The 22,609-nt window shown below is 43.7% G+C and carries 16 protein-coding genes; 15 read left to right on the forward strand and 1 reads right to left on the reverse strand.

Annotated elements, in window-relative coordinates; genetic code table 11:
• Positions 1-83 precede the first annotated feature (83 nt).
• The 14 genes from QFZ78_RS34375 to QFZ78_RS34440 all read left to right on the forward strand — a co-directional run bounded on the left by QFZ78_RS34375 (position 84) and on the right by QFZ78_RS34440 (position 20,282).
• Complete coding sequence (locus QFZ78_RS34375) at positions 84-1,526, forward strand: glycosyl hydrolase family 28 protein (protein WP_307554014.1); 1,443 nt, start codon at positions 84-86, stop codon at positions 1,524-1,526.
• A gap of 111 nt (positions 1,527-1,637) precedes the next feature.
• A complete protein-coding gene (locus tag QFZ78_RS34380; RefSeq protein ID WP_307554016.1) occupies positions 1,638-3,440 on the forward strand; it encodes a cache domain-containing sensor histidine kinase in 1,803 nt (600 codons plus the stop codon).
• Positions 3,415-5,010, forward strand: a complete 1,596-nt coding sequence (locus tag QFZ78_RS34385; RefSeq protein ID WP_307554018.1) for a response regulator — start codon at positions 3,415-3,417, stop codon at positions 5,008-5,010. Before QFZ78_RS34380 ends, QFZ78_RS34385 begins: the two co-directional genes overlap by 26 nt.
• Positions 5,011-5,262: 252 nt before the next feature.
• Complete coding sequence (locus QFZ78_RS34390) at positions 5,263-6,594, forward strand: ABC transporter substrate-binding protein (protein ID WP_307554020.1); 1,332 nt, start codon at positions 5,263-5,265, stop codon at positions 6,592-6,594.
• A 75-nt stretch (positions 6,595-6,669) separates the two neighbouring features.
• Entirely contained in the window at positions 6,670-7,575 is a 906-nt protein-coding gene (locus QFZ78_RS34395; protein WP_307554022.1) for a carbohydrate ABC transporter permease, read from the forward strand.
• A 1-nt stretch (position 7,576) separates the two neighbouring features.
• On the forward strand, positions 7,577-8,413 hold the full coding sequence (locus QFZ78_RS34400; RefSeq protein ID WP_307554023.1) for a carbohydrate ABC transporter permease: 837 nt from the start codon (positions 7,577-7,579) through the stop codon (positions 8,411-8,413).
• A 382-nt stretch (positions 8,414-8,795) separates the two neighbouring features.
• The gene (locus QFZ78_RS34405) at positions 8,796-10,901 is read left to right on the forward strand and encodes a DUF4185 domain-containing protein (RefSeq protein ID WP_307554025.1); all 2,106 of its coding nucleotides are present in this window, start codon (positions 8,796-8,798) and stop codon (positions 10,899-10,901) included.
• Between the two features lie 217 nt (positions 10,902-11,118).
• Positions 11,119-12,801, forward strand: a complete 1,683-nt coding sequence (locus tag QFZ78_RS34410) for a sensor histidine kinase (protein ID WP_307554027.1) — start codon at positions 11,119-11,121, stop codon at positions 12,799-12,801.
• A gap of 36 nt (positions 12,802-12,837) precedes the next feature.
• Positions 12,838-14,304 (forward strand): response regulator, encoded by a 1,467-nt coding sequence (locus QFZ78_RS34415; RefSeq protein ID WP_307554029.1) that lies wholly within the window; start codon positions 12,838-12,840, stop codon positions 14,302-14,304.
• Positions 14,305-14,400: 96 nt separating this feature from the next.
• Positions 14,401-16,374 carry an ABC transporter substrate-binding protein gene (locus QFZ78_RS34420; RefSeq protein WP_307554031.1) on the forward strand — a complete coding sequence of 658 codons (1,974 nt, stop codon included), beginning with the start codon at positions 14,401-14,403 and terminating at the stop codon, positions 16,372-16,374.
• A 104-nt stretch (positions 16,375-16,478) separates the two neighbouring features.
• Positions 16,479-17,477: an ABC transporter permease gene (locus QFZ78_RS34425; protein WP_307554033.1), complete on the forward strand. Its 999-nt coding sequence runs from the start codon at positions 16,479-16,481 to the stop codon at positions 17,475-17,477.
• Positions 17,478-17,490: 13 nt separating this feature from the next.
• Complete coding sequence (locus tag QFZ78_RS34430) at positions 17,491-18,315, forward strand: ABC transporter permease (RefSeq protein ID WP_307554036.1); 825 nt, start codon at positions 17,491-17,493, stop codon at positions 18,313-18,315.
• Position 18,316: 1 nt separating this feature from the next.
• Positions 18,317-19,315, forward strand: coding sequence for an ABC transporter ATP-binding protein (locus QFZ78_RS34435; RefSeq protein WP_307554038.1), 999 nt, complete (start codon positions 18,317-18,319; stop codon positions 19,313-19,315).
• Positions 19,305-20,282 (forward strand): ABC transporter ATP-binding protein, encoded by a 978-nt coding sequence (locus QFZ78_RS34440; RefSeq protein ID WP_307554040.1) that lies wholly within the window; start codon positions 19,305-19,307, stop codon positions 20,280-20,282. Before QFZ78_RS34435 ends, QFZ78_RS34440 begins: the two co-directional genes overlap by 11 nt.
• A gap of 23 nt (positions 20,283-20,305) precedes the next feature.
• On the opposite strand, the gene QFZ78_RS34445 is transcribed toward QFZ78_RS34440, so the two are convergent.
• Positions 20,306-21,193 (reverse strand): helix-turn-helix domain-containing protein, encoded by an 888-nt coding sequence (locus QFZ78_RS34445; protein ID WP_307554042.1) that lies wholly within the window; start codon positions 21,191-21,193, stop codon positions 20,306-20,308.
• Between the two features lie 173 nt (positions 21,194-21,366).
• On the opposite strand from QFZ78_RS34445, the gene QFZ78_RS34450 reads away from it, so the two are divergent.
• On the forward strand, positions 21,367-22,449 hold the full coding sequence (locus QFZ78_RS34450) for a glycoside hydrolase family 172 protein (protein ID WP_307554044.1): 1,083 nt from the start codon (positions 21,367-21,369) through the stop codon (positions 22,447-22,449).
• Positions 22,450-22,609: the final 160 nt, after the last annotated feature.

The following is a 22,609-nucleotide window of genomic DNA, read 5'->3' on the forward strand; positions in this document are numbered from 1 at the left end:
GAGGTTCAGCCTCATGATAAGCTTGGAAAGCGTATTGATCTGGTGGGTGCATCTGGAAACTTAATGATACGCAGGAGGAAATAATGACTAGCAGATTAATCGTTTATGAGGCGCCAAAAGGTGCTATTGGACGGAATGACTTCACTGTAAAAGTACGTACAACGGGTCAAGAGTGGCAGCAGCTGTTCGTTTATGAAGTGAAGGTAGATATGCATAACGTTCGCTCTGCATCCATGGTTTATTTCGACATGGAAGGAACGATCGAGGTTCAGGTGACAGTGCTAATCCAAGAAGTCGACCAAGCGGTTATACGTCCGCTATCCACCCATGTTCCATTTTCGATGAATGAGAATGTTGTTACTTTTACATTGGATCGTCCACGTAAGCTGTCCATCGAAATTAACGGTGAGCGATTTAGTAACCTTCATCTTTTTGCCAACCCCATAGAAGAGAGTGTGCCGCAGCAGGACGATCCGAACGTGCTTGTGCTAAAGCCTGCCATTCATCGTACAGAGGATATCTATCGCTTGGCTGCAACACCTGTTCTGCCAGGAGGCAAGACGCCGGAAGTCATTTACTTTGCTCCAGGTATGCATTATTTGGAGGAAACCATCCTGCGAATACCGTCAAACACGACCGTTTATATAGCTGGAGGCGCAATCGTAGTAGGATCGCTCGTTTGTGAGCATGTGGAGAATGTCCAGATTCGGGGCAGAGGGTTCCTTTATTTGTCTGACTTTCATCGGTTCTCTGCGTTTCGAGGCATCCGAATCCTGTTTTCCACGCATATATCCATCGAAGGCATCATGACGTTGGATCCACCGCATTATAGTATTTATATCGGGAAGTCGGAGCATATCCATATTCGTAACTTCAAGTCGTTTAGTACGCGCGGTTGGTCGGACGGCATCGATATGATGGCGAGCTCTAACATCGAGATTGATGATGTCTTTTTACGCACATCCGATGATTGCATAGCCTTTTATGGTACACGCTGGGATTATCATGGAGATGCGAGAAATCTGACGGTGCGCAATTCGATATTTTGGGCGGATGTCGCTCATGCGTTGATGATCGGAACCCACGGTGACCATGACCAGGATGGGGATACGATTGAGAATGTGTTGTTCGAAAATATCGATATCCTGGAGCACCATGAGCCGCAGGTTAATTATTGGGGAGCCATGGCGATTAACGCCGGAGATAAGAATACAGTCCGAAATGTGACCTATGATAACATTCGGGTGGAGGATTTTGAATTAGGTCAATTGTTTGACCTGCGTGTCGTTTGGAATAAGGACTACAATCCAGTTGCAGGCAACCGAATTGAAAACATTACGTTCCGGAACGTCTCGTATAACGGAAGGAATACGAACCCGAATCGTATTCATGGATTTGATGCAGATCGCGCCGTAGAAGGCGTCCACTTCATCAATCTTCGGATTAATGGTGAATTGATCCTGAGTGTTGAGCAAGGAAATATAGATATGAATGAGTACACAAAGGATATTTCCTTTCATTCCTAAATAAGAAAATCCTTGTATCTTTGAGATATAGGGATTTTTTTGCGGTGGTAATATAGGAGCTTTTTGTTATGATAGTCTTACAAGGATTGCGTTTAGGAATGAGGTGAGATTTTGAAAAATAGGACACTGCTGCGACTACGCAAAAGCATTTTCGCCAAGTTTACCCTTTCGTTTATTACCGTTGGGCTAATTCCGCTGCTTGTTTTAAGTTATATTTCACTAAATACGTTTAGCAATTATATGGAAAGATATGTAATTAACAACTTCGAACAAATGCTCTTATTTGCCGGCAAAAATGTGGATGACATGTATATGAAATACAATAATATTTCCAAGCTGATGTATTCTTATGGTGTTGGCGGTATGTATGGACAGCTTGGAGAGGCTATCGCGGCTCAGAATCTTGAAGTTGATACGAATTCGGTTAAAATCGTGGACAATTTCCTGCTTACAGCGTTATATACGGATATCCATCTCCAGAGTGTGTTTTTTGTCTATCCGAACGGGAATTTCCAAAGCCTCAATAAAGAAAAGAAGCCATTAGATTTTGATTACGACTACCCGAATAAAGAGTGGGGGAATGCGCTGCTGCTAAATCGCAACCAACTCACCTATTTTCCTACTCATCCTGAAAGTTACTATCTGGGATCAAATACGCAAGTTTTAACCTTTGGACGGAATTTGATTGATGTGCTTGGGGCAAAGGGGCTTGAAGGGCGAATCGTAGGGACATTCTTCATGGATGTCGGGATGGAAGCATTCGATGAAATTTTCAATCAAATGATGCTAAATCCCAAGGATGTGATCTACGTGTTAGATCAGAACAATACGGTGTTATACAGTAATAACAAAGCCAATATTGGGTTAACCTATACCCCTACGGAATCCAGTGACTATCTTTATAGGCAGCAAGATAATGTGAATGTTTCCTGGAAAATTGTAGGCGAGCTTTATAAGGAAGAGATGTTTCAGAAAATTCAGCAAATCATTGGAACCATCACGATTGTGATCGGGTTATGTATGGTATCACTAATCATGGTTGCCGTATGGTTCTCCAAACGGTTCTCTAAACCGATTCGCAGTATTACAATAGAAATGGCAAAGGTAGAATCAGGCAATTTTGATACGCAAGTGACCGTGCAATCGGTTGATGAGCTCGGTTTATTGTCCCGCGGCTTTAACAAAATGGTGGTTCGTCTGCAAGATTACATCAACGAGGTATATGTCGCCCAGATTAAGCAGAAGCAAGCGGAACTTAACGCTTTAAAGAGTCAAATCCGGCCGCATTATTTGTATAACACCTTGGAAGTCATTCGAATGAGTGCGGTAGCCAATGACGATAATGAAGTTGGGGATATGATTTTATCACTATCACATCAGTTGAAATATGTGCTGGATTACGGCCAAGAAACGGTGACTCTGCAAGAAGAGAAGACGAACATAGAGCAGTATTTCCGGCTTATGGAGCTTCGTTATGGTGAACACAAGCTAGCCATGGATTTCCGCTATGAAGGGGATGTCTTGGGCTGCGTGTTACCGAAACTATCAATACAGCCCATCGTTGAGAATGCGGTGTATCACGGTATCATGCCTAAGTCTGGCAAAGGAACCATAAGAGTTATAGCTGAGAAGCTATCGGATCATCTTCTTAGCGTAACGGTCGATGACGATGGTATTGGGATGACGGAAGAAACACTGCAACAGGTTCGTCAGAAGTTGGAGAACAGCTATTCGGTGGAATCAGGGAGCAGCAGCATCGGGTTAAAAAATGTTCACGATCGCATCGTAACGTTGTACGGGTCGGATTACGGTATTGAGATTACTAGTAGTAAGGATATAGGTACCTCCGTAAGGATGGTTATTCCGCTTGGACAAGAGGTGATTACGTATGCTGAACGCCATACTAGCCGATGATGAACCGATTATTATTAAAGGCTTGAGAAAGCTGATCCCCTGGCAAGAGCTCGGCATTCAAATCATTGGGGAAGCATGGACGGGAAAAGGGCTCATTGAGCTCATTGAGAAGGAAAGTCCGGATCTGGTCATAACGGATATTAGTATGCCCGATGGTACAGGGATTGATGTTATTAAGGAAGTACAAAAGCGTAGACTTCATACGAAAATTATTTTTATCAGCGCGTATCAAGAGTTTTCTTATGCCAAGGATGCGCTAGCGTTCGGTGCTGTAGATTATTTAGTGAAGCCTATCGAGAAGAACCTGCTTCTTGAAGCCGTGCAAAAAGCTGCAGCCCTGCTGCAGGAAGAAAGCGAAGAACAAACCTTCAAAGGCAAGTTAACTGTTTATGAGAAAAAGGATAAAAACACGCAGCTAGAGGAATTGTTCGATCGGTTAACGGAAGGCGATATCCGTATGGAAGAAGCAGCACGCAAGCTGCAGGCTTTAGACGCGCACTTCCCTCAAGAATGTTTTACCATTATGATGCTAGAGATAGAGCAGCTTCAGGTATTAAACAGTAAATGGGAGGAGCATGAGAAACGTCTATTGCTATTTGCGATTTCGAATCTGACCGATGAGCTGCTTCGTGAATATGGATTGGGATTAGTCATTCGTAAGTCTGATAACCTATGCGCGATCGTCAATCATCCGGCAGAACGTGGTATATTACCTTTAGCCGAAGAAATTCTGGACAAGGTCCGTTATTTTTTGAAAATAAGCCTTACCATTAGCGTAGGAGAAACGGTTTCGGACATCAATCAAATCAAGAGCTCTTACTCATCAGCGGTGCAAGCGCTTAAAAGCAGCTTTTTCACCGGCGGCGGCAAAGTGATTCCGCGGCTATCGCTGCCCATAGCAGGACATGAATCGGAACGACAATTGAATGAGATTCGACAATCCATCATGCAAGATCTGCTTGCTAAAAAGAGAGAGCAGCTGACGCTGAGAATTGAAGAATTGTTCACTCAAGTAGAGGCATTAGCTCGTGGAAGTAAAGAGGCAGCAGTGATGAGCTGCTATACGGTACTCATGGAGCTGACAGAGGAGTTAACGGGGGTCGGCATAGGGCCTAGCGCTTCGAAGCAGGAGCAGCAGGAATGGACTCTTTCGATGCATGCATTCAATTATTTCGAGGAGTTGAAAGCATTTATAACCTCCAAAATCACAGATATGCTAGAGCAGCTGCATCTAGCAGGTGGAGGCAAGGAAGCTCAGCAAATGAAGTTTGTGAAAGAATATATGGAGCAGCATTACAGTGAAAACATTACGCTCGAAAGCATTGCCTCCATGGTGTATATGAATCCCTATTATTTCAGCAGCTTTTTCAAAAAACATACGAATGAGAATTTTAAACAGTATTTGACCGATATTCGCCTGAAGCAAGCGGTTAAATTATTACTGCAAACGGATTTGATGGTTTATGAAATCGCTGAGCAGGTCGGGTACAATAATGCCAGGCAGTTTAGCGATATGTTCAAGAAAAGCTATGGCAAGCTGCCTCAAGAATATAAGACACGGAAAGAATGACATGCGCTTGACCCTCTTTAAATGATCCTCTACCAACTGATAATAGAAGTTGGTGGAGGTTTTTTCTATTCTGAGTTTGTTAAAACGACATTTTTCAACACATCTTAAAATCATGCATATGGAACTTAAAAAACTTCATTCTAAAGCAAATTTGCATGTGTTAAATTGAAATCACGGAATAGATGCAGGGCCGAATCAGATGTAAATCGACAGGTCACCGTCAATGGATTCATAAAGGGAGGATTATCAGACATGTCCAAAAAAATGACAAAAGTATTAGTAGGAACGACAGCGATTGCTCTTGTTCTAACAGCATGCGGCGGTAAAGAAACTACGAACTCAAGCTCTCCAGCAGCTTCAACAGCTGCAAGTGCAGCACCTAAGAAAGATGTGACCTTCAGCGTTATTTACGCGACAGGTGATCCAGCAACGAAACAAGCGGTAGCTAATTCGATATCAGCCTTTACCAAAGCTAATCCTCATATCAAAATTAAAGATCTTAGTGAAACTACATCGGCTTCCTACCTGGATTTCTTGAAAACGAAGGATGCAGTAGGGGAATTCCCGGATCTGGTTGAAATGCGTGACACGCAGCTATTCGCTGATAATGGTAAACTTGCAGAATTACCTAAGGAATTGCAAGGTTTGTTCGAATCGATTCCTCAAGTAAACGGTAAAGTCTATAATGCGCCAATCGCTCTGGAACCGCCACACGGGATTATTTACAGCAAAAAAGCTTATGCAGATGCAGGTATAACAGAAGAGCCTAAAACTTACGCAGACTTTCTTGCAGCACAGGACAAGTTGAAGGCCAAAGGCATTTCGCCGATCGTGATGGGCGGCAAGGATATTTTCCACTGGGGCTTCTGGATTAATAAATTTTTCATGGACGAAGTTCATGGCGATGACCCTAACTGGAATTCCAAGCGTTCTAAAGGTGAAGTAAGCTTCGCGGACGCAGGACCTACGAAAGCGATGACTCTTTTCACTGAACTCTTTACTAAAGGATATGTAGATCCGGGCTTTATGAGTACAGCTGATAACCAAACGGCTTCGATGCTTGTAACAGGCAAAGCGGCCAGCTTGTTCTCCGGTCCTTGGATGTTCCCGCAAATTGCGCAAGCGGATCCTAAATTCGAATTTGGTTTCTATCCGGTTCCAGATCAAAAAGGCAGAATTATTGTCAACGGGTTGGCGAAACCTTCTGGATGGACGCTATCCGCTGCGGCAGCTAAAGATCCGGATAAAGTGGCAGCGATGAGCGAATTTATTAAGTTCTTCTTCAGCAAAGACAACTATGCGGCTTATCTGAAATCAGCGAGCGCAATTCCTTCTACCAAAGAGAAAATCAGCTATGAAGCCAGTCCCCAGCTTAAAGAGGTTCTCGATTTGATGGCTGATCCGAAGACAATTAAATCCCTTCAAATCAATGCGTTCTGGGGTGAGAATCAAATGCCTCCAACATGGCGCAACTGGTTCTATAAGCTTGCTCAGGATTGGATAATTAAAAAGGACTTCAGCGCAGATTACATGAAAAAAGCAGACGCGGAATGGGATGCTGCCGTTAAAGCAATGAAAAAATAATACTCGGCTACAAATGGAGGAACCTCTGCAGGCAGCGGAGGTTCTCCTTCTTTAAGCCTATTGGAGCGTGAGAGAATGGCAACCACCATACAAAGAGAAAAGAGAAAGAAGTCGTGGCTTTCCTATTCCGTACTATTTCTTCTACCAGCTTTTATTCTATATACCATGTTCGTAATTGTTCCTACATTTGGCAGTTTGTATCTAAGTTTTACTTCATGGGATGGAATAAGTAATGATATCCGTTATATTGGCTTTGATAACTTTGTAGAAATGTGGCACAGTGACCGCGTGCATAACGCTCTCAAAAATACACTCATTCTTTCCATTGTTTTGGTTGTTTTAGAGAATATCATTGCTTTAGCCCTGGCTATGTTGGTTGATCAAGTGAAATGGTTCAGAAACCTCTTTAGAAGCATATTTTATTTGCCAGTTCTATTAAGCGGTATCGTATTGGGTTTCGTTTGGACAATTATTTTAAACTATAACTTCGGTGTGCTTACGCAGATACTGGATAAGTTAAACTTATCTTCTCTAAAGCTTGATTGGCTTGGAAATCCAGATTATGCACTCATCGCTATCATCATCTTTACAGTTTGGAAGGCATCAGGCTACTATATGATTATTTATTTAGCCGGTCTTCAAGGGATCCCGCCTGAATTAACCGAAGCGGCAAGTATTGATGGAGCCAACCGCTGGCAGCAATTCAGACATATCACATTTCCTTTGCTTGCGGGTGCCTTTACGGTATGTATGATGCTGTCGATGATTGGATCTTTGAAAATATTCGATCAAATCGCCGTTATGACCGATGGTGGTCCTGGTTTCTCGACAGAAACATTGACTTATATCATCTATAAAGTAGGTTTTGGTGAGTTAAGACAAGGTTATGGAACGGCACTATCGCTTGTACTATTCATATTGATCATGATTGTCTCGATTATTCAAATTAAGGTTCTTCGCAAAAGGGAGGTTCAGATGTAACATGAAAACACTAAGACAAAAAAAAGGGCTAGATCTGCTCCTCTTTATCATAACCTTATTTATCGCTATTATTTTCTTTTTTCCCATTTATTTCACTCTCATATCGGCATTCAAAAGCAATGGAGAGATCTTGCGAGATGCGATCGCATTTCCAACCAGCTTGTATGTAGAAAGCTTTAAATATTTATTGACAGAGACTGATTTTCCTCATGCTATGTTGAATAGTATTCTATTGACCCTAGTCTCGATTATTTGCATGGTCGGTGTTATTCCAATGGCGGCTTATGCGATTGAACGAACGAACAAAATGTGGACATATCTTGTGTATGTATACTTTCTAGCCGGGATGATGATTCCATTTCAAGTGTATATGATTCCGTTATTCAAGGAAATGAAAATGCTAGGGCTTTATGGGAGTTTGGGATCCCCCGTTCTCATCTATATTTCCGGTTCGGTCGGTTTCGGATGCTTGCTGTATACCAGCTTTTTGAAGGGAATTCCTCGCGAGATTGAGGAAGCCGCAGAAATTGACGGATGCTCCAAATATGGTATATTTTGGCGTATTGTATTCCCGCTGCTGGGACCTTGTACGGCGAGTATGGTGGTACTTCAAGGCCTCGGAATTTGGAACGACTTCTTGATGCCTAGCCTCGTGCTTCCATCCGATAAACCAAAAACGATGATTGTAGAAATATTTGGTTTTGTAGGTGAATATGCGTCTCGATGGGATATGGTGTTTGCAGGTACAGCCATGTCTATCGTTCCTGTTCTTATCGCATTTATCGCGCTGCAAAAGTATTTCATCAAAGGAGTCGCAGCAGGAGCCACAAAGGGCTGACGGAAAGATGTAACCGATGTGGGATACCAAGTTACTCAGAATCAGGGAGATATTACCCAGGAAATAGTTGCAGAGTCAGCTGAAATTTATAATAAGAGGAACAAATCGAAGCCTTTTAAAGTGGATTATATTCACTTGAAAGGCTTTTTTGATTGTATGTACCCGGCAAAGTACGTATACGTTTTCGCGAATAGCAAGAATGGACAATGAATAACAAATACCAACAAAGAAAATAGGTAAGTAGTCTGATAATATTAGCCATGTAATCGGAGAATGGTTACGGTTACAAGGAGGTGTGACATGCCTTGTTGAATGAAGGTCGGAGAACATAGCCTCAGCAGAAAATCCGAGAGTATTTTAAAAAAGAAGGTGGCTAAGTGATATGAAGACATTTAGGAAAAAAAGCAAATGCGTAATTCTGGTTTCAGTGGCTTCTTGCTGGATGCTTGCAGGTGCGCCGTCATTACCGGCGCACGCAGTCGTGCCGCAGGACAGCACTTTTTTCTCCACAACAGCAATCGAGTCGTCGGATACAATCAATACGGCTTCACAAGGCGACTTATGGGCATCGTGCTGGGCAGATGACGGCCATCTGTATGCGGCCAACGGAGATGGAAAAGGCTTTACGCTCGGTTCGACATCACCAAACAGCATACCGCCTGCGCCACCGAACCCTGACATCGCTGTCAACCGCATTTCCGGCAGCATTGGCAGCCTTAGCGGTGCGACGCTTGCCACTAATCATGCAGTTGGACAAATTTGGAACACAAGTGGCTCTTACAACCGCAAGCCGACCGGGATGGTGTGCGTGAACGGAGAGCTCTATTTGGCCGTGCAGGATTTAAACCTCGACTTCAATGATGCGCCGAATGCGACGATCGCGAAATCGACAGATCACGGTACGACTTGGACATGGAACACAGCAGCTCCGATGTTTAACAATCATACATTCACTACAATTATGTTCCTTGACTATGGACAAAATTCAGCGTGGAATACGTTTGACAATTATGTATACGCTTACGGGCTCGATAATAACTGGCGGGATTCGTTCGACAATACGGTGTCCGATCCCAACAAGCTGTTCCTCGCGAGAATACCGAAGTCGAGTATCCAAAACCGTACGACTTGGGAGTTTTACACCGGAGACTTGAATGGGAACGCGACCTGGTCGAGCGATATCAACCTGCGAAAGCCTGTGCTTCAGGACGACCGGCGCATTTACGCAAGCACCCGCGATTCCGCCCATCCGAGCAATACGTCAGTCTTGTCGCAGGGCGGTATTGTCTATAATAAAGCATTAAATCGTTACTTGTATACGTCCTGGACGGAGTACACATTTGAATTTTACGAAGCGCCGCAGCCATGGGGGCCGTGGAAAAAGTTCATGACCAAAGATTTTGGCGGTTATCCTTGGTCGGATACGAAGAATGGCGGATACACGACGGTTATCCCTTCCAAATACATTAGCGCCGACGGGAAAACGATGTACGTACAGTCCAACACATTCGTCGGCGGAGCGACCAATTATAACTTCTCGCTGCGCAAGTTCGTCGTAGAACCATACGTTTCGACTACAGCGGCGAACTTGAAAAGTGACACGATCAATTTGGCAGCTCCGGCAAACGGTACGAAGCCTATCGAGAAGGTTGCGCATTACGGCAATACACAATTCTACAACGACGGCAGCACCACGCAAAATGAGGATAGCTGGGATCAAGAGAATAAGACGACAGACTGGTGGGGCTATATGTGGCCTCGGAATTACAACATGAACAAACTCGTTTACACAACCGGGCAAATGTTTAGCGACGGCGGCTGGTTCAGTGGCGACTTGAAGGTGCAGATACGCCGTAACTCGCAATGGGTAGACGCAACGAACGTGCAGGTCGGGCCGAATTACCCTTATAACAATACGGCAGGTCCCAATAAGTCATATACGTTTACGTTTGACGACACTTGGGGAGACGGCATACGCATCATCGGTACGCCCGGAGGCAGTGCAAAATTTACCTCCATCAGTGAATTGGCGGTCTACTATGCCAGCGGTGTCGTGCAGGATGCGGGCTTTGAGAATCAAGCGAATTCAACGGTTTCCGCACCTTGGACTACGGATGGGCCGGACAGCAAAGGCATCGACCGAGGCAGCGGTTTTGCGCATAGCGGGGCGAATAACGCCTGGATCCGAACGTCGACAACGAATTGGAACGCCCTGATGCAGCAAGTGAACGTGCTGCCGAACACCAATTATGTGCTGAAGGGCTGGATTCGGAACTCGAACAACTTCTCGGGCGGTTTCTTCGGCGTACGCAACTCGTCTGGAGGCGTCATTAGCGAAGTTAATTATGGAGGTTTACTGAACTATACACAGCAAACAATCGCCTTTAATTCTGGCTCTAATACATCCGTCACACTTTTCGTTGGCTATTGGGCTCCGGGGGTTGACTCATGGATTCAAGTTGATGATATCGTTTTGGAAAAACCATAGCAGAACAAGGATGGTGAAAAGCATGTATCGATTCAAAATACTCGCTTCACTCATCGTTGAATCAATTTCTTACAGGCCGCCTCTTACGGGTGGCCTGTTTTTTTACGTCATCATTCAATTGAGCAATTTGGGATAAGTTTTGTTCAGTTCGGCTAAATCTTTATTTGATAAATGGGATTACAATTTGAGTATGAACCTCATTGCAAAGGAGAACGGCATGCATACTTCGCTCAAGTCGAAGATCATCCTATTTTTTATACTTTTTTCTAGTCTTATCTTACTGTTGCAGATCGGGATATTTCAGCATTGGATGGGCGCCATTATTTTGAAAAAGTCGGACACCTATTTTCAAGAAACCGTTAATCAGGTTGGAAAACGGGTAGAGCTTCAAACGAAGCAGTTTAATAATTTGGCAGTGGGGATGAGAAATAATCAAGTTGTGAAAAATTATTTATCGGATCTTAAAAATCATACGATTAATTACAATATCGCCAAATACAAAATCAGTAATGAAATATTAAGAACAACCAATATGGAATGGATAGACAATATCTACATCTTTCCAGTCAGCACACAGCCGATTAATTTATACTACTCGACTGCTGTTTTTGAAGCGGATGAAACGATTAAAAAGTTGTTAAATGAGGGTTTCAAAAACAATCCAGATGAAATGGTATGGACGGATTTACAGTCGGAACCGTATTCTTTCTCCGCCCTTTGTCTGATTCATGAAAAAGATCGTTTGGGCATACTCAAAATTAGTCTGAATGAACTCCTTTTTAGTCAGATTTTAGATGAAGTGCATCTGGGAAAGGAAGGGAAGGCCTACCTTGCCAAAGATAATACGATCATTTACGCGAAAAATCGGGAGTTCATTGGAAAACCGGTGTCCGTTCTGGACAATATGCTCAGTACCCAAGTGGAAGTTGAGCTCGAGGAAAAGGGGTGGAAGATCATTGGAGCTGTGCCTCAAGCCGAAATTCTACATCAAATCGACCAATTCAATCGGATTTTTATTTTCATGGTCATCTGTATTCTAGCGGCTATTATGGCATTCGCGATCGCTACGGCACAGGTCGTTTTGCGGCCTTTAAGAAAGATCATGAGAGGGATGGAAAGTGTTCAGCAAGGCAACTTACACGTTGTTCTGGATCATAAGAGCAATGATGAATTTAGAACGATCTTCTCTCATTTCAATTACATGGTAGAACGGATTAATCATCTCATTGAAACGATCTATCAGCAGCAGACACATCATAGGAAAGCAGAATTACTGAGCTTACTCTCCAAGTTAAATCCTCATTTTTTGTACAATTCGTTAGATATGATTTATTGGAAGGCCATTATGAAAGAAGAAGAGGAGATTGGAGGAAGTATTGTTGCCCTCTCCAATATTCTCAGGTACTCGATATCGCATCAAAATGAGTTTGTGACAGTGACGGAAGACATGGAACAGTTAGCGAATTATTTGATGATCCAAAGAATGAGATATGAAGATAAATTGCAATATGAATTTGAGATTCAACATGAGATAGTGGACTATAAAATTCCTAAGCTGGTCATTCAACCATTGGTTGAAAATGCCATTAAATATGCCTTCCAGGATATGAAGCATGATGGAATTATTCAAATTCGGGGTTATATGGATGCGGATGGTTTGTATTTTGAGGTGGCCGACAATGGGATTGGCATGTCAGAGGGGAAAATTCAGATGCTCTTGTCAACTTGCGAGTCTGTAAGCGAGGAAGCGGGGTTGGGGATCCAACTCGTTCATCAAAGAGCGAAGTATATGTATGGAGAGGAGTATGGGGTTTCTATTGACAGTGTAGTCGGAAAAGGAACAACAATTAAAGTGAGACTGGGCATAAGAAAAGAGATAAATCTGGCGGCAGTGATGTGAGCGCTATCATTAAATATAAAGAGGGGGTACCTTTATATGCTCAAAATGATGCTCGTTGATGATGAGAAGACTGTTTTACATGGAATTTCACATATTTTGAACAAATATTGCCCGAATTACGAAGTAATAAGCATGGTTCAAAGCGCTGCGGAGGCACTGACCATTCTCCAAGATGTTTGCGTCGATGTCGTGATTACGGATGTGAAAATGCCTGATATGGATGGAATTGAACTTACAAAACAGATTCGGACGTTATACCCGCAAACCGAAGTGGTTGTTTTGAGCGGATACGACGATTTTGAATTCGTCAGACAGACAATGAAGAACGGGGCGTATGATTATTTATTAAAGCCGTGTCACTATCAGAGTATTTTGGATATTTTACGTAAGCTTGAAGAAGGTATCGTACAGCGTGATAATAAAGCGGTTATTTCGGAAGAGCAAGAATGGTTCGAAAAGTATGCCGATTACGATAACCTAAAAATGGCCGTTGTTTCCGTTCAAGGATGCACAGATTCGGGATTTATGGAGCATCTCAAACAAGAATTGAAGAAAGGGAATATGCCCAAGGAATTTGTTGAATGTATCGCGGTTGATCCTCATTACGTAATCCTTTTTCAACATTCCTTAGATGTAACCGCAGCAAGGCAGCGATTTTACGGTTATCGGCAAAGCTTGTTCCAGAGAGGTTATTCCACGAACTGGGTCGTTGCCGACTGCCACCATGGCCCGGCGCGCTTGAGTCATACGTTTGATTTTTGTGTGGAAATGATTGACTTTTTACAATTCAATGAAATGACCCTAGTTTTGGATGTGGAGATGTACCAGAAATATGTGGACAAGCAAAAAACGCTGCATTTTAGCCATTACTTTTCAAGCGAAATACTGGGAAAATATTTGTTGAATGGAGATTTTGAAAAATTGAGTCACTATCTAGAAACGAAGTGGAATCAACTGTATCACAGGGATTCTTTCTGGGATCCGAAATTGCTAAAGAATGAGGCAGTGAAAGAAGTACTGTATATGGAACATCAATTGATGGATCATGGACTTCAACCTATTAGCGGTGAATTTGCGGATTATATTGAAAAAATCAGGCTGTTGCCCACCTGCCGAACGTTATTAGATTGGTTGAAAAATATGATCATGGACATCGTTACGAATTTGCATGTCGAAGGGCCTACGCCTCAATACATTCATGTTGTGAAGAAATATATTGAAACTCATTATATGGAAGATCTATGCTTGAAGACGGTTTCGGACACCGTATTTCTGAATCCATGGTATTTTAGCACCCAATTCAAGAAATATATGAATATCACTTTCAGTGAATATTTGAATCAAGTCAGGGTGCGTATGGCGAAGCAATTTTTAAGACAAAGGGATTTAAAAGTGTATCAAGTGGCAGAAATGGTAGGTTTTCAAGATGCTGCTTATTTTAGCACCGTGTTTAAAAACGTTGAAAATATGAGCCCCAAGGATTTTCAGAAAACGGTTTCATAAAAGTGCTAATGCTTTTAAAAGAAATCAAAGATTATTAAAATTTTTAATTTTGCACAGCTGATACAATCTAATAAATCGTACAAAGGAGGAGTCGAAGTGAGAAAAAAACAAGGTTTTATCAGCTTGGTTTTAACGTTAATGCTGCTGATGAGTGCATGTAGTGAAGAAGCGTCTAATACGAAAGAGCCTGCAAGCACGGACTCAGGTAAACCAATGGCAAGCGCAGCTGCAACTGCTGCAAGCACTGTGGGCGGCGGGAAAATGACCGATGTCGGTACGCCAAGAAATCAAACACTGATTGTTGACATTTTGAGCGGTAAAACCGCTGACCCGGATCTGGTGAATCCTTATGTGCCAGGTGCGGTGCCGATGGATGCCGGGTTCCATCAATTGATTTTCTCAAGCTTATGGGAAATTAATACAGAAAAAGGGGAACAAATTCCTGACTTGGCGGCGACATTTCCGGAGCCTCTGGACAACACCAATACGAAATTCAAATTCAAGCTGCAAGAGGGATTAGCTTGGTCCGATGGTGTGGAATTCACGGCAGATGACGTCGTGTACACGTCAGATATGATCATTAAAACGAAAGAACTCGGATATAGCGGTTATTACGCGAGCCTCGTGAAAAGTATGAAAGCGCTAGATAAATATACGATCGAGGTAGAAACGGTTAACCCTGAAACTAGATTAGCCCAAAAATTAGGTGTAGTCATCTGGGGAACTGCCTTCCGAGTCATGCCTAAACATATTTGGGAAAAAGAAGATCCGACGAAATTTAAGTTCAAGGATCCTGTCGGTCTCGGACCGTATACGTTGAAATCACGTGATCCACAGGGGAACTGGTTCCTCTATGAGAAACGCAAAGACTGGCAAAAGAGCGATATCGGTAAAATCGTTGGTGAGCCCGGCGCGCAATACATCCTGTTCAAGTTCTTCGGGCCGGAAGAAAAACGGATCATCGCATCCATTCAACATGAGATGGACATTCTGCAGGATATTACGCCTGAGAGTTGGGATGTACTTCGTCAAAAGAACAAAACGGCTCTTGCCTGGTATGAAAACTTCCCTTACGCAGATATGAATGACCCTTGTGAACGAGGTATGTCTTTTAACGCTTCGAAAGCCCCGTACAACAATGAGGACGTACGCTGGGCGATGGCTTTGATGACGGATATCAAGAACGTATCCTTGGCTACTTTCGGCGGGATGCTGAGAGTTTCACCGATTCAACTTCCGCCGATCTCTGTGCTGCAAGAGAAATACCACAAGCCTATGGTAGGTTGGCTTAAAGACTTCCAACTAAGCGACGGTTACAAGCCATTTGACGAAAGCTATGCGACAGACATGGTGGAAATGTTGAAGCAGCAAGGCATTAAAGGTTTGCCGACAGATACGAAAGAAGCTGTGAACACCTTTGGGGTAGGTTGGTATAAATACGATCCTGCCCAAGCCGGTAAACTGCTTGAAAAAGCAGGATTCAAGAAGCAAGGCGACAAATGGTTGAAACCTGACGGCACACCATGGAAAGTGACGATCAACGCACCTGCCAACTTCGAAGTGCAATCTATGCGACTTGCATTTGCGGTAGCAGACAGCTGGAAAAAGAACGGCATTGACGCAAATGTTCAACAAATGGATGGCGCTACATTCTGGGATAGTGAATCTACAGGCGCATTTGAGGTTGGTTCCTATTGGCCGGCTTGCGGTTTGCTGCCTGACAGCACCGCTAACTTCCAAGGATGGCATAAACAATACATTGTTGATAACGGAAAACAAGCGCCAGGTAACCGCAATCGCTGGGCCAACGACAAAGTAAGCTCATTGATCGACGAGTTAGCCGGCATGCAAAGCAGCGACCCTAAGGTTATTAGCCATATTACTGAAATCAATAAGGAATTCGTTAAGGGTATGCCGTTCATCCCTATGTTCGGCACCTCGAAATTCGTTCCTGTCGATACGTATTATTGGACTGGTTTCCAAACATCTAAAAATGCATTTGAAGGCCCGTGGTGGTGGTGGTCACAGTTTAAATACTACACGCCTCACTTCAAGCCTACGGGTAAGTAAAGCCTTATTTACCAACATAGGTCGCATACCGGGCCCGTTTGGCTCGGTATGCGATTTTAGCCTTACCATTGGATCTAGATGTTAAAAGAGGGGAAGTGACTCCTGTGGGATTTTATAAGTTTTTGCTTTCCAGAGCAATAACGTTTGTACTCGTCGTATTTATCGGCATCACAACGGTGTTTTTTGTGCCGAGATTTTTACCTTCTGATCCCGTGGAAGCAATGATCGGTCGAATGACTTCCAAATCGGCTTTTATGGAGCCGGGAGCAGTTGAGTCCATGCGTAAAACATTAAACGAATCGTTCGGTTTGCAAGGTACGATCGTGCAGCAATATTTCGGTTTTATCAAAAGAGTTGTTTTTACCCATGATTTCGGACCGTCTCTGGCCAATTACCCGACACCGGTAAACGAGCTCATTGGTCGTGCATTGCCGTGGACAATGGGATTGCTGCTTATATCCACATTGATTTCCTGGCTTATCGGAAATGCCATCGGTCTCTTGTCAGGATTCCGCAAGGAGAAAGCGTATTCCAAAGTACTGGAAGCCATTTCTATCGCCTTGTATCCAATTCCCTATTATATATTTGCGTTAATTTTAATCATGCTTTTTGCTTACATCATTCCCATATTCCCGCTTTCGGCGAATTTTATGGGGAAAGGCTTTTCCTGGGAGCATATCAAGAGTCTGCTTGTGAACTCGGCGCTTCCGGCGCTTTCTATTATTTTAGTCGGAACCGGCTGGTGGGTCATTAGTATGAAAACATTGTCTTCTGGCATTGCAGAAGAAGATTACGTGCACTTCGCCCGCTTGAAAGGGCTGAAAGAAAGAAAAATCATGACCAAATATGTGCTGCCCAATGCCGCATTGCCTCAAGTTACCATGCTTGCTCTGCAGCTCGGGAGTATTTTTAACGGCGCATTGATAACGGAATACTTATTCGGCTATCCGGGGATAGGAACTTTAATCTTTGGAGCCATTTTGCAATCAGATTATAATTTAATTATGGGAACGATTACCATTTCGATTATTGCTGTGGCAGGCGCGACATTTATTATAGATTTCTTGTATCCGTTCCTGGATCCCCGGGTGCGTTATAAGTAGTGGAGGAATACGCATGAAAAATTGGAACTTTCGTTTGAAAACCGGGGTGTTCATTTTGGGGATCTTTCTGATTTTAGGATTTATCCTTCCTCTTTTCCACCCGGGCAACCCCACCGAGTGGGGGACATATCCGAAAAACTTAAAACCGAGTTCGGCACATTTTTTCGGTACGACCAATCTTGGTCAAGATACATTTTGGTTATTGGCTAAGTCTGTACAAAACTCCTTTATTATAGGGATTGTGGTTGCCTTTTTCGCAACGGTGATTGGCGCGCTGCTCGGTCTCTTGGCTGGATTTAAAGGTGGCTTTCTCGACAGAGCGATTACGTTGCTTACGGATTCTTTTATCGTGATCCCCTCCCTGCCGATATTGATTCTATTAGGGAGCTTGATGAAAGGAAGAGCCTCGTTATTTTACATCGCACTCGTATTAATTATTTTTAACTGGCCGTGGCCGGCAAGACAGCTTCGTTCCATGGCATTATCGTTGAGTGAGAGAGAATTTATCAATACCGCTGTGTTTTCAGGTGAAAGCACAATGAAAATTATTGTGAAAGAAATATTTCCTTATGTGGCGGGTTGGTCCGTTGCGAACTTCGTTAATACGATCCTGGTTGCCATAGGCTCCGAATCCGGTTTGGCCGTAATCGGAATGTCCAGCAACGAGAAAGCGACACTGGGAACGATGATCTACTGGGCAAACCAGCATCAGGCTATGTTAGCCGGACGATGGTGGTGGATCGGTTCACCCGTAATCGCCATTGTTTTGATTTTCATTGCTCTATTCCTGACTATGACAGGATATCAACAATATTCTGCGTTAAGGAGGGGGAAATAACATGCTGCGATTAAATAACGTAAGCGCACAATACAACATGCTGACTGAATACGTGAAAGCCGTGGACCATGTCAATTTTGAAGTTCGAAAAAATGAAATTTTTGGCATTGCAGGTGAGTCGGGCTGCGGCAAATCGACATTATTGAAAGTCATGTACGATTTGATCAGCTATCCCCTGGAAATTTCAGAAGGCTCCGTAGAGATCCATTCGACAGATAAAAATGGCAATCCGCTGGTTTATCAAAACGGTGACATCCACAAAAGTTGGTGGAAGATCATTTCTTATGTACCGCAGGGTGCGATGCACGTAATGAATCCTGTGGCCAGAATCAAAAGCCAGTTTTTCGATGCAATCAGCAAATACCATGATAAAAAGAACAAAAAAGAGCTGGAAGCCGAAATCGCGGCCTATTTGAAAGAATTGGAGCTTTCGCCTGAAGTGTTGAACGCTTATCCCCATCAATTAAGCGGAGGGATGCGGCAGCGTGTGTTGATTGCATTGGCTACATTTCTCCATCCGGAAATTGTACTGGCTGACGAACCGACAACTGCACTGGACGTTATCGTCCAAAGAGGAATTTTGACCATGCTGTCCCGCGTCCAAAAGAAAATGGGGAATTCAATGGTTATCGTTTCCCATGATATGGGTGTCCATTATCAAATCACGAATCGAATGGGCATTATGTATGCGGGGCAAATGATCGAAGTTGGGCCGACGGAACAGATCTTTACTAATCCCCAGCATCCCTATACCAAAATGTTAATTAGCGCACTGCCTAAAGTAGGTGACAACAGTCAGAAGGAAGGAATTCCTGGCACGCCTCCTAGTTTGAAACAGCCCCTCGCAGGATGCAGGTTTGCGGCAAGATGCCCTGTTGCTATGGACTTATGCCGTACCAGGGAACCGGCCCGATATGAGATTGGGGCAGATCATTTTGCCAGCTGCCACTTGCTGAGTGATGTGGATATTGCCGCGGAGGTGGATAAGCATGGCGCATAATCGCTTAGAAATCAATAATCTTTCGCGGCAATTTAAAATCGGCGGCATGCTGCTGGGCAAGAAAATCGTAGCTGTAGACAAGATCGATCTGATACTGCCAGGAGACAAACCGCAAATTTTGAGTATCGTAGGCGAATCCGGATGCGGGAAAACGACATTGGCCAGAATGATTCTGCGCCTGCAAGAACCGTCATCGGGCGAGATTAAGTTAGATGGAATCCCTTTGACTCATTACGACAAACGAAAAAACCGAAAAGAGTTTCTAAAGAAAGTACAACCCATTTTCCAGAACCCCTTCACCTCATTCAGTATGAGAAAAACGGTGGACACCTATTTATTTGAAACGGCATTGAACCTGGATATCGCCAAGAATAAACAAGAAGCCCAAACGGTTGTGAGTGAAGTCTTGCATTCAGTCGGGCTTGAACTTGACCATATTAGGGGGAAGTATCCGAATCAATTTTCAGGTGGAGAGCTGCAAAGGATTTCTATCGCGCGGGCATTGATTCCTAAACCGAGTTTGATTGTCGCCGATGAACCTGTAGCGATGATTGATGCTTCCATGCGTATGAATATTGTGAATTTGTTTAAAAAGCTCAAAGACGAGTACAAAGTTAATTTTATTTACATTACGCACGACCTTTCAACGGCCTACTATGTTAGCGACTATATTGCGACGATGTATCGCGGGCAATTAATTGAATTCGGCGATGCGAAACTTATATTAAATAAGCCATCACATCCGTATACGGAATTATTGTTAGATTCAATACCTAGAGTGGGAAAGAAATGGAACGAAGATAGGGTGCTTCCTGATATGGAAGACAAGGAGTACGGGCTTGACGGCTGTAAATTTGCAAATCGCTGTACCTATGCCAAGGATATTTGCCGCTCGAGGAGTCCCCAAAAGGTCCATCTCGACAAGGAACACATGGTTCTTTGTTTTAAGCACAATGATTACAGCTAAATGACAAGGGTTTGGATTCGCAGCTAGATACCTGGAAACGTCTGCATAAATTGCCTCGGTGACACGCCTTCTGATTGTTTGAATGCCTTACTGAAGGCGAAAACGCTGCTATAGCCGATCTTCTCGGCGATGGATGTCAAGGAAAGCTGGCTGTTGATCATGAGTTCCTTCGCTTTTTCAAATCGGTATTTCATTTGAAATTGATGGGGGGAGAGTCCAAATTTTTGCTTGAACAGTCTTGAGAAATGGTAAACGCTCAGACAGGCTATTTTTGATAAATCATCAAGACTGATAGGCTGACCATAGTTTTCTATAATGTGCGTGACGGTGTTTTCCAAAGCGGTTTGATGAAGGACAAACGGGGAGCTCGCGGCCGGCTCCAGGCCTTTCAAGATCAGATAAAGGATTTTAAGCGTTAGGGATTTTTGAAGGATCGGGAAGTCCGTATCACTTCTTTCGTAGGCATGAATCAATTGAATCAGGCTTACATGAATCTCACTGTGATTCTTAATCCGTATGACATCGGGAATGTTTAAAATATGGCTAAGCACGTCCGGACGAATCCAGGTAGTCTCGATTTCCTGACATTCGGTCTTCCTTTTGAAATTAATGGGAACATCCTCAAAATTGTCGTAGTACAGCACATCGAAATGAATGTGCGGCATCCAGCTTTCACCGGCTGACCCTAGGAATTCATGTTCCTTCCCAGGTTTAAAAAGAACAATGTCGCCCGGCTCAAGGGTGTAGACCGTTTCTTCAATCCGGACACTAAGTATGCCTCGTTCTAAATACAAGAGCTCATAATCGAAAATAATTCTTGGTTTCATCTTCATCTCAGGTACACGATGGTTCCACGCTCTGCGTACGTTCGGAGAGAGATGCATGAGGAGATTTTTTTTATCTGTTTCCATGAAAATCTTCGCCTCCATTAAAGCAAGAATGGACATGTTTTAACAATTACGGGCAAAGCATAGGACGGACAAATTTGATACTATTATTACCGTAAACGTTTACATTATATATGGATTAACAGGTGGAGAGCAAGAGGTAACCCTTAATTAAAAACGGATAGGAGAGAGACGGCATGGTTATGTTTAATGGTTTGGATATGGGAATGGGAAGTTTGGCGCGACTATCGAATGCCAAGACTCGATCCATCAGCGCGGAGAATTTCCAAGGTGACAATGGAAAAGGGGGCATGGCGGTAGAGGGAACGGGCGCCGATTGCGCAAGGGATTTGGGCATCGGCTGGAAGTTATCTCCATCGGTAGAGATTGAGGCCGGAGCGATTTTTACAATGGCGGAAATCGAAGGGCCGGGAGCCATTCAACATATATGGTTAACCTGCTTCCCCAGCCATTGGCGCAACCTCATTATCCGTATGTACTGGGATGAGGAGACGGAGCCTTCCATCGAAGTCCCGCTCGGCGACTTTTTTTGCAATGGCTGGCAGGAACGATGTAATGTCAATTCGATTCCGATAGCTGTCAACCCGGCAGGGGGAATGAACAGCTACTGGTTAATGCCTTTCCGCAAATCTGCCAAGATTACAGTTGAAAACCTTGAACCGGATAAGATCGTTCTGTATTACCAAGTCGACTACACGTTGACTGAGGTACCGGAAGACATGGCTTATTTGCATGCGCAATGGAGAAGAAGCAACCCTGTCCCTTATAAGGGTGTTCATACGCTTATCGACGGCGTGAATGGTAAAGGACATTACGTAGGCACTTACTTGGCTTGGCAGGTCAACAATACAGGCTGGTGGGGAGAAGGAGAAATTAAATTCTACATGGACGGTGACGATGAATTCCCGACGATATGCGGTACCGGAACCGAGGATTATTTTGGCGGGGCTTGGAATTGGGAACAGCCGCAAGGGCAGTATGGCACATATTCGACACCATTTCTGGGGATGCACCAGGTCATTAAGCCTGACGGTCTGTACCGCAGCCAGCAGCGCTTTGGCATGTATCGCTGGCATGTGATGGATCCGATCCGTTTCGAACAGGAGCTAAAGGTGACGATCCAAGATTTGGGTTGGCGTTCCGGAAGAAGATATTTGCCGCAGCAAAGCGATATTGCCTCAACTGTGTTCTGGTATCAGGCTGAGCCTCATGTGAAGTTTCCTGAGCTGCCAGGGAATGATGAACGTGAAGTCATTTAACGATGTGGCCGATAGGACGGATCGTTTGGCTGAGCAAGGCATGGACAGGATATAGCAAATAAATAGGTTACAAACTATAAAGGCACAATTCAGACCACCTGTTCGGACTATTCATGTCCTTAAAGGTGGTTAGTTGTGTTTGGGTTCATAAAAACAACGG

It is taken from the genome of Paenibacillus sp. V4I5, from assembly GCF_030817255.1.
Classification (GTDB): Bacteria; Bacillota; Bacilli; order Paenibacillales; family NBRC-103111; genus Paenibacillus_E.